This is a genomic window from Chroococcidiopsis sp., from assembly GCF_051657925.1.
In the GTDB taxonomy this organism is placed as follows: domain Bacteria; phylum Cyanobacteriota; class Cyanobacteriia; order Cyanobacteriales; family Chroococcidiopsidaceae; genus Chroococcidiopsis.
On record NZ_JBOFLP010000125.1, the window covers coordinates 1 to 7,513 of the forward strand.

General features: G+C 42.2%; 8 protein-coding genes and 1 pseudogene. 1 reads left to right on the forward strand and 8 read right to left on the reverse strand.

Features of this window, described 5'->3' with window-relative positions:
- From ACRC32_RS09325 to ACRC32_RS09350, 6 genes and pseudogenes are all read right to left on the reverse strand, one after another.
- The coding region (locus ACRC32_RS09325) for a PAS domain S-box protein (protein WP_438553701.1) at positions 1-2,096 on the reverse strand (2,096 nt) is incomplete at its 3' end.
- Between the two features lie 349 nt (positions 2,097-2,445).
- A pseudogene (locus ACRC32_RS09330) lies at positions 2,446-2,919 on the reverse strand (RNA-guided endonuclease IscB); the annotation flags it as partial.
- Positions 2,877-3,065 carry a reverse transcriptase N-terminal domain-containing protein gene (locus ACRC32_RS09335; protein WP_438553702.1) on the reverse strand — a complete coding sequence of 63 codons (189 nt, stop codon included), beginning with the start codon at positions 3,063-3,065 and terminating at the stop codon, positions 2,877-2,879. The pseudogene ACRC32_RS09330 and the gene ACRC32_RS09335, both read right to left, overlap by 43 nt.
- 663 nt (positions 3,066-3,728) lie before the next feature.
- Positions 3,729-4,400, reverse strand: a complete 672-nt coding sequence (gene iscB, locus ACRC32_RS09340) for an RNA-guided endonuclease IscB (RefSeq protein WP_438553703.1) — start codon at positions 4,398-4,400, stop codon at positions 3,729-3,731.
- A 122-nt stretch (positions 4,401-4,522) separates the two neighbouring features.
- A complete protein-coding gene (locus tag ACRC32_RS09345; protein WP_438553704.1) occupies positions 4,523-4,672 on the reverse strand; it encodes a hypothetical protein in 150 nt (49 codons plus the stop codon).
- 159 nt (positions 4,673-4,831) lie between these two features.
- Positions 4,832-5,425 (reverse strand): hypothetical protein, encoded by a 594-nt coding sequence (locus ACRC32_RS09350; RefSeq protein ID WP_438553705.1) that lies wholly within the window; start codon positions 5,423-5,425, stop codon positions 4,832-4,834.
- Positions 5,426-5,633: 208 nt separating this feature from the next.
- Here ACRC32_RS09350 and ACRC32_RS09355 point away from each other — a divergent pair, with 208 nt between their 5' ends.
- On the forward strand, positions 5,634-6,779 hold the full coding sequence (locus ACRC32_RS09355) for an RNA-guided endonuclease InsQ/TnpB family protein (RefSeq protein ID WP_438553706.1): 1,146 nt from the start codon (positions 5,634-5,636) through the stop codon (positions 6,777-6,779).
- Between the two features lie 101 nt (positions 6,780-6,880).
- Here the strand turns inward: ACRC32_RS09355 and ACRC32_RS09360 are convergent, their stop codons facing one another.
- Both ACRC32_RS09360 and ACRC32_RS09365 read right to left on the reverse strand, forming a co-directional pair.
- Positions 6,881-7,315: a YybH family protein gene (locus ACRC32_RS09360; protein WP_438553707.1), complete on the reverse strand. Its 435-nt coding sequence runs from the start codon at positions 7,313-7,315 to the stop codon at positions 6,881-6,883.
- Positions 7,302-7,513 (reverse strand): nuclear transport factor 2 family protein (locus tag ACRC32_RS09365; protein ID WP_438553708.1); only part of this gene is annotated, 212 nt, incomplete at its 5' end. The genes ACRC32_RS09360 and ACRC32_RS09365, both read right to left, overlap by 14 nt.

Sequence of the window (7,513 nt, forward strand, 5' to 3'; positions counted from 1 at the left end):
TTGAGAATCGCTTGTGTTTGCTGGCGTTGTTGGGTTTCTAGGGCAAGAGCGACAAAATCGGCGATCGAAGCAGCAAAATTTTGCTCCATCAAACTCCAATGATGAGTAGCGCCAACATGTTCGAAGGCAACAATACCAACAATTTCACCTTCTACTCTAATCGGTGCATCGAGATTGGCAGCTACTTTGTTAGGGATCGAGTAAGAATTCAAAAATTCACCCATGCGAAGATCGCGCCCAGAATCATGAGCGGCAATGGTACGATCGAATTCTAATTCTTGCAGTATGCGAAAATAAGCAGGATATTCGACTTTAGTATGTTCGATTCCTGCTGAATGTTGGTGTTTGCTGCGTTCGTATAAGTCAACGCATTGTAGTTTGGTACGATCGCGATCTAAAAGCCAAATACTCACACGTTCGACTTCTAAAGGGATTGCGGCTGTTTCGGTAATAGTTTCTAAGGCTAAGGTTAAATTGCCTTCTGAAAGTGCTTTATGCTGTGCTAGAAAAGTTAAAGCTTGACTTTGTTGTCTGAGATTGCGTTCGCGATCGGCTAATTCCATTTCTGCTTGTTTGCGATCGCTAATATCGGTAATTACCGACACCAAAGAATTATCTTCTAAATTCAAGCGTGCTGAATACAATCCCCAACCGATCGAACCGTTTAGCTTTCTAATTCTCACTTCAAAGTTATTCACTTCTCCATGCAGACGCAATTGTTTCATCATGTGTTGGCGCACTTGAGGAGAAGCACAAAAATCGCCAGCATATTTTTTACCGACTACTTGAGAAGGAAAAGAATAACCAATTAATTCGATAAAGCGTTGATTCGCTTCTAAAATCAAACCATCGTCGTAGCGACTGCAATAAATTCCAACTAAAGAATTTTCAAATAAATTGCGAAACTTTAATTCGCTGTGGCGCAGTGCTATTTCTGCTCGTTTGCGTTGGGTGACATCAGTCCCTACCGATAAAACTTCAATTAGATTACCATGTTCGTCCCATCTCGGTCGATTCGCCCAAGCGATCCAAACTCGTTTTCCTTGCTTAGAAATATTTTCATTTTCATTGTATAAATATTGTTCTGGATGATGGCAAATATCGCTCATCAATTGTTGCAAATCGCGTCCATTTGTTTCCTTTGACGGTACGATCGTGCCAACTATCGGGCGATCGATAATTTCTTTCAAATCGAAGCCAAAGAAACGCTGTCCGTAGTCATTGAGAAATTTGATATAGCCATCGCTATCCCAACGAAGAATGATGCAGTTAGCAGTCTCTACCAAATCGCGATATTTTGCTTCGCTGATTTGTAAAGCTGCTTCCGTTCGTTTGCGATCGCTAATATCGGTAATAACAGACTCGATACAATGTTCTTCTGGGTTGAGGTGCAGCGATAACAAACACCAGACGAGTGTCCCATTTTGCTTCCTTAGTTGAATTTCAAAATTACAGACTCCCGCGTTTTTGTACAATTTACGAAGAATCGATAGGCGATCGCCCTTATTAACGTACAATTCGTTAGTAGTTATGCGATTAATTAGCGAAGATGCAGAACTAAAACCTAAAATCTCAGCACAGCGTTGATTGGCATCTAAAAATAGTCCATCCTCGAAGCGAGTGCGCGCAATGCCAACCTGAGAGTTTTCAAACAGCTTTGTATATTTTAATTCGCCCAGAGTTAAAGCTGTTTTCGATTGCTGGAAATTGTGCTGACGAATTGTCAAAATCGCCGTTTTTTCTCCCTCGTGCGATTCTAGGCACTTACCAGATATTTCGAGCGACAATTCGCGATCGCCATGAATAAATTTATATTCAGTTGTTTCGTAGCGAGCATTTAGCAACTGGCGATCGGGATAGGAATCGCTCTCTAAAGGTTGACCATTTTTAAATAAAGGTAATATGTCAATCAGTTTAGAATTCAAAATAGCTTGCTTGGGTTTTGCGACTAACTCCTCAAAATGAGTATTGCACCACTCCACCCGCAAATCCTCACCAGTCCAAACAACCGCCTCAGCGATCGCGCCTAATGCCGCCTCCATCTTGCTTAGGTTTGTTTCGAGTTGTTTGACTAAATTTACTAAATCTTCATTCATTCTTTATTGGGCAATGCTGCACTGGGCATCGGGCATCGGGCATCGGGCATCGGGCATCGAGTGAAGTCAAAAATCAAAATTTGCTACGCAGCACACTCGCTACCTGCTACTTTCTACTTTCCCCTACTCCCTATCCGAGATCGCTTTTTTTGCTAGGTTAAAGGGCGATCGGGAAAAACTAGGGAAGAAAATGGCAAAATTTCCCTGAAAGTTTCTGAGATACGATCCTCGGTTATTGATGATTGTGCCGAAATAAATTCACGAAAATAACAAGTCGCGCGCAAGCCCAGTCTCTTGACTAGCTGGAGCAAGCGCGACGACAGGCGGATAAATCCGCCGTCCGCAATTCTCAAAATCCATACGAATAACCATCCTTGAGGTGAATTGGGGTGCAAAATCTATGACTAATTCCAGCTATCCTTCCTGCTTTTGTAGCAAGATCGAAACTACCACTTTTGCGACATAAAACCCGACCAACATATTCGCCTATTTTCTTTCCAGAAGTAACGACAGCTTTAACAATGTCGCCCGTTCTAAAGCCAAAGTGGATTTGTTTTCGTTCTCTGTGACGGGTTGGAAATCCATATTTGTCAGTACCACACATTTGACGGGTTCCCCAACCATTGCATTTAATCAGCAATGGTTGTTGAGTTATCAGCTTAATTTCTGCGACATTTCCAACACAAGCTGCATCAATCCAATGCTGCTTGTCTAGATCGTATCGAGTTCTGTTGTACTTGGTTTGTCCGCCCGTAAACGTTGTTGTTAGTAGCAGGTTTTTCAAGGTATGAAATAAACTCCACCGCGTGGCATTAACGGCGTTTTCTGAAGCCTGCGGACTGTTCGATTTTCTCCACGTTGAGAGGCTTGATAGATTCGCTTTTGGAGCTTAAAAACTGTCCGCTCTAGCTTTCGCCAGTCGGTTATCTTCCATTCCACAGTTGTCTTGATTGACTCTGTATTAGACATTTGAACTCTGAATCACAACTCTATCTTCCAAATCAATGTGTGAACGTCTGCGTATCCCTCCAATTACGCGAGGGCGTTAGCTTCTTTCACAATCCCGCTTTTACATATCATGCGGTTAGCAACCTGCTCAGGTATCGACCTCACTGAGAGATATGTAAAAGTTACTTCGTTCCTAATGACCATTTGTTTGAGATTTTAGAGCGGTGCTGTCCACCGAGGTTGTGGGAAGTGCTTGCTAAACGACAAGGTACTCGTTTAGCTCCCTTAAACCTATGGACTTTTGTCACTCCCAGTGTTGCCTCATGGCTTCAGTCTGTTTTCACTGGTTATACCTAACGATGGTTAGTAGCACCTTCTCTGTACGCTGCTCATAATCTCTTGCTAGAGGGGATTATCAGGCAGACTCCTGACTTACCCTCACTTTTACTACCCCTTGCACGAATTACCTGTCGGATTGCTGGTCTGACGGGCTTGGGTAGCGCTTTCAACTCAGCACCTAAGCGGTAGGACTTGTTATTATGGAGGTTAACTTGTTATGGCTTATCTCCAACCTGCTATCTTTGCTTTTGGCTCGGCAGGGACTCACCTACATGGTCATTAAGTTGTCAAGGTTCTTTCGTTTCAGTCCATATAATAGACTGAGAGCCTTGCTCTCCATACACTTCAGGCGACTAAACCTTCCATTTTCGGAGAAACGAATCGCACCCCTTGTTGATACTCGACTCCATCAACTTCGGGATTTTGCAGTTTTTGAGTATCGAACTTAACTAACTCCATCACCAATTGAGTAATAGAAGCATAACGAACTAGGCGCTTAACCCAAGTTTCAATCGTCAGAACGCGATGCATTAATGATGGAGGCAACCATCCACATGAGCGTTTTCTATTATCAAAACGTGCTGGACGATATCTGGAGTGGCGGTTTCTGCGACTGCGCCGCAAGGAGCGTCTAGCTAATAATGAGTTTTTGATTTGTCCTCCTCTATGCTCCAATTCAGCCGCCCAAATCACATTTGCTCCTTCTAGAATTGCAATTCCAGTAACCTTGCTGCCTGGGTCTAATTTTATAGTTAATGGCTTTGGCGCAGGGTTGAAAACCGCGTGTTTCAAAATAATCGTAAATGGATACATCCTGAATACAGCAGCTTTTTGTTTGGTCAACAATTCTCTTGCTCTTTTCGGTGGAATTGGGTTGAGAGGTTGTTTGTTTTGGTCGATAACAAAGACATAATTTTGCATTGCTGCGTACTCCAAATCGGTAAGGTTGGCTTCGACAATGTTTAGGGTCGGTACGGATGCCGAAGGCAAATCTGAGGTGTCCTCAGAGCAAGGCATCCTTACTATCCAGGCGACACTGACTTAACCCATAAATCTGTTTAATCGTCTGGTTCTAGGGTTCAGGACTAGCAAGCATCCTGAAGTAGGTCTTTAACTCTTGCCCTAAACAAATAGTCTGGTCAGCTAGGGCTAAAAGGCTTACGCTCAGATCGCCCCGTGTCTTTAGACCGGGGTTGCTGAGTGTAATCTGCTATTTGGTCGTATCCTACAAAATTTAAAATAATTTCAGCAATTAGCGAAAATACAATTTTTTGCCATTTCCAATTCATGGGTTTTTACCTCCGCATGAAGACAAGTAAAAAGTTAGTTTCGGCGCGCTGAAAAATTTTTATACTTTGTTTGTTTTAATTGAATTAACCTTAAATTAAATCGCGATCGAGAATAAATAGAGAAGATTCAAGATCGTTTTCTTTTCAAATAAATTTTTTCTAAGACTTAGAAGTAGATGGATACAGCCAACGAGAAAATAATTTGGTCATTCTAGGCATAACAATATAAGTCATCAGAAAAACCAAAGTGGCACTCAAAATCAGACTGCGTAACAACATTGGTAATTGACTGAGTACATTCCCGAATAACAAATTAATTCCTACAATGAGGGGAAAGATAGCTAGCCAAGTAATTATTGCCATTTTGTATCTCGATGGTGGCACGATCGGTCGAAGAGTAGCGGAGTTAGAAATCGCAAACCAAGCTTCCAAACCAGTCATGACCTCAAAATTAGGCGGTTGTTTTTCTAGACGTGCCAGCACATTAAACCAATATATTGCGCTCCGCGATCGATACCATTGCTGGTAATGGGTTGCACAGTCAAATTTAACGATAATCCGATAGGCATCTGATTCGTTTGCTTGTGGTTTAAGAATAGTCACGCCCAAATGACCCGGAAATTGAAGAGCAACATCGATCGTGTCAGACAAAGCTTTCTCAAATTCTCGTTCCTTGCCTTTACATGGATGACGAGATACCAATACAGTAATTGGCTTATGTGAGTCTTGTGAATTAATTAATTCGTCGTTCATCTCACACCTCCAGGAGACTTCCACCATAGCTGTACTCAGCTTGGTAGCGGGAGCAATGGAGGGTTAATTGTGAAACGTCCCCTGAGTGTTTTTGTGCTAAAGCACAAACAACGAGGGGGACAGTTGAGCAATTAACAAATATTTTGTTAGCCATTAGTTTGTGTGTTGTGTTTTTTGGTATAATTGGATGAGTTTCAACGCTATCCGAATGCAAACAATATCTGTAAAATGCAAGCTTCAAGTCCCTGTAGAGTTGCGCTCTGAGATAGACCGCACTTTGCAAGGATTTGCTGACGCTTGCAATCAGATATACGGGATTGCAAAACGCGAGAACTGCTGGAACACGACCAAACTTCATCACTTGGTTTACAAGCCAATTCGTGAAACTACTGGTTTGAAAGCAAATCATGTCTGTCAAGCAATTCGCCGCGTGATTGGTAACGCTAAAACAGTTAAACAAGTCCACAAATTTAGACCAACATCTTTGAGTTTGGATGTGCGGACTTTTCAGTATATTGAGGATTTGCAAACCGTTGGCGTTACCTTGATGTGTGGTCGAGTTAAGTTTAAGTTGAGTATTGGTAACTACCAGTTGGCATTGCTTAAAGGGCAATCCCCAACGGCTGCTACTCTCAATAAAACGAAACAAGGAGATTACTACATTAATATCTGTATTGACCTGCCTACCAATCCCGCAGGTAAAACACCCAAGGTGATTGGGGTGGATCTCGGCAGGCGCGACATAGCCACCACTTCCAAGGGTGACTCTTGGAGTGGTAAACAGATTCAAAACACTCGTGACCGATACAGTAAGGTCAGAGCTAATGTTCAAAGCAAACGCACGCGCAGTTCTAGAAAATTGTTGCGAAGGCTCTCCGGTAGAGAACAAAGGTTTCAAAAGTGGTTGAATCACAATATTTCTAAGCAACTTGTTCAAGATGCAAAACGGATAAACGCGGCATTGGCTTTTGAGGATCTGACTAACATTAGAGAGTCTTTGAATCAAAAGCCAATTCGTAAAGTTGAACGTCGTAGAACTAATAATTGGGCGTTCTATCAACTGCGCTTGTTCGTTGGTTACAAAGCAAATATTGCTAGCGTAAGAGTGGTATTTGTGCCGCCTGCCTATACCAGTCAAACTTGTTCGCGTTGCCATCACGTCCACCCAGTCAAAGGGAAGTCGTATCGCAACGGAAAAGTTTTTAAGTGTGGGCATTGTGGATTTGAGCATGATGCTGATATAAACGCGGCTAATAATATTGCTGCTCTTGGGGTGACTTTTGTAAACTCGCCCGAAATTCCGGGGATTGCTTGTCAATTTCGTTGGACAATTGTCCCTCTTTCCGATAGGTGAAATCTGGGATAAAGCTCCCGCTATAATCGGTACTCCGATTTAGCGGTGAGTTGTTTACTTGGGTGTGATGCTGCTCTTGAATTGGATCGCCAAAATATAACTTAACTCTTGCCTAAAGTTAGATGCTCGTGAATGAGACACCAACGTCCGTCGATTTTTTTCCAGACATGGGTTGCATACTGTCGAATGCTGATATCCGTGCCATTTTTCAGCTTGCTTTTACTCACCCAAATAAACGTAGATAATGCCATACTGTCATCTATCTTGAGATCGATCTCACCTTCAGGTTGGATTTCATGATACGAAAACTGCTCTTGCATTACTGGAATCCAAGTATCAATATATTCTCGTACGCTCCGAATGATTTTTACATCCCCATCAAAATCATCGTACACGAGCATTTCACCCGCTTTGGAAGCAAAAACTTCTTCAAGTCCTTTTCCTGTAAATGGTTTTTCTTTTTGACTCCAAATATCAAACCATTTCTGAGTGAGATTTTTAATTTCAATCTCATCATTAAGATTATTTTGAGACATGAATTGACTCCTGGTTTTTATTCTCTCGATGCGATCGCGCCTTGATGTTTTTGGCAGAAATTTGCACGGGTGGTGAAGCATTTTCATGGACGATAATCCATCGTCCGTTGTGACGCACCCAAACATTGCTTTGGCGGTAGTCAAGGTTAGAAGACTGTCCATTTTTAGTTATTACTGCAACGTTAGCCGTAAAAGTAG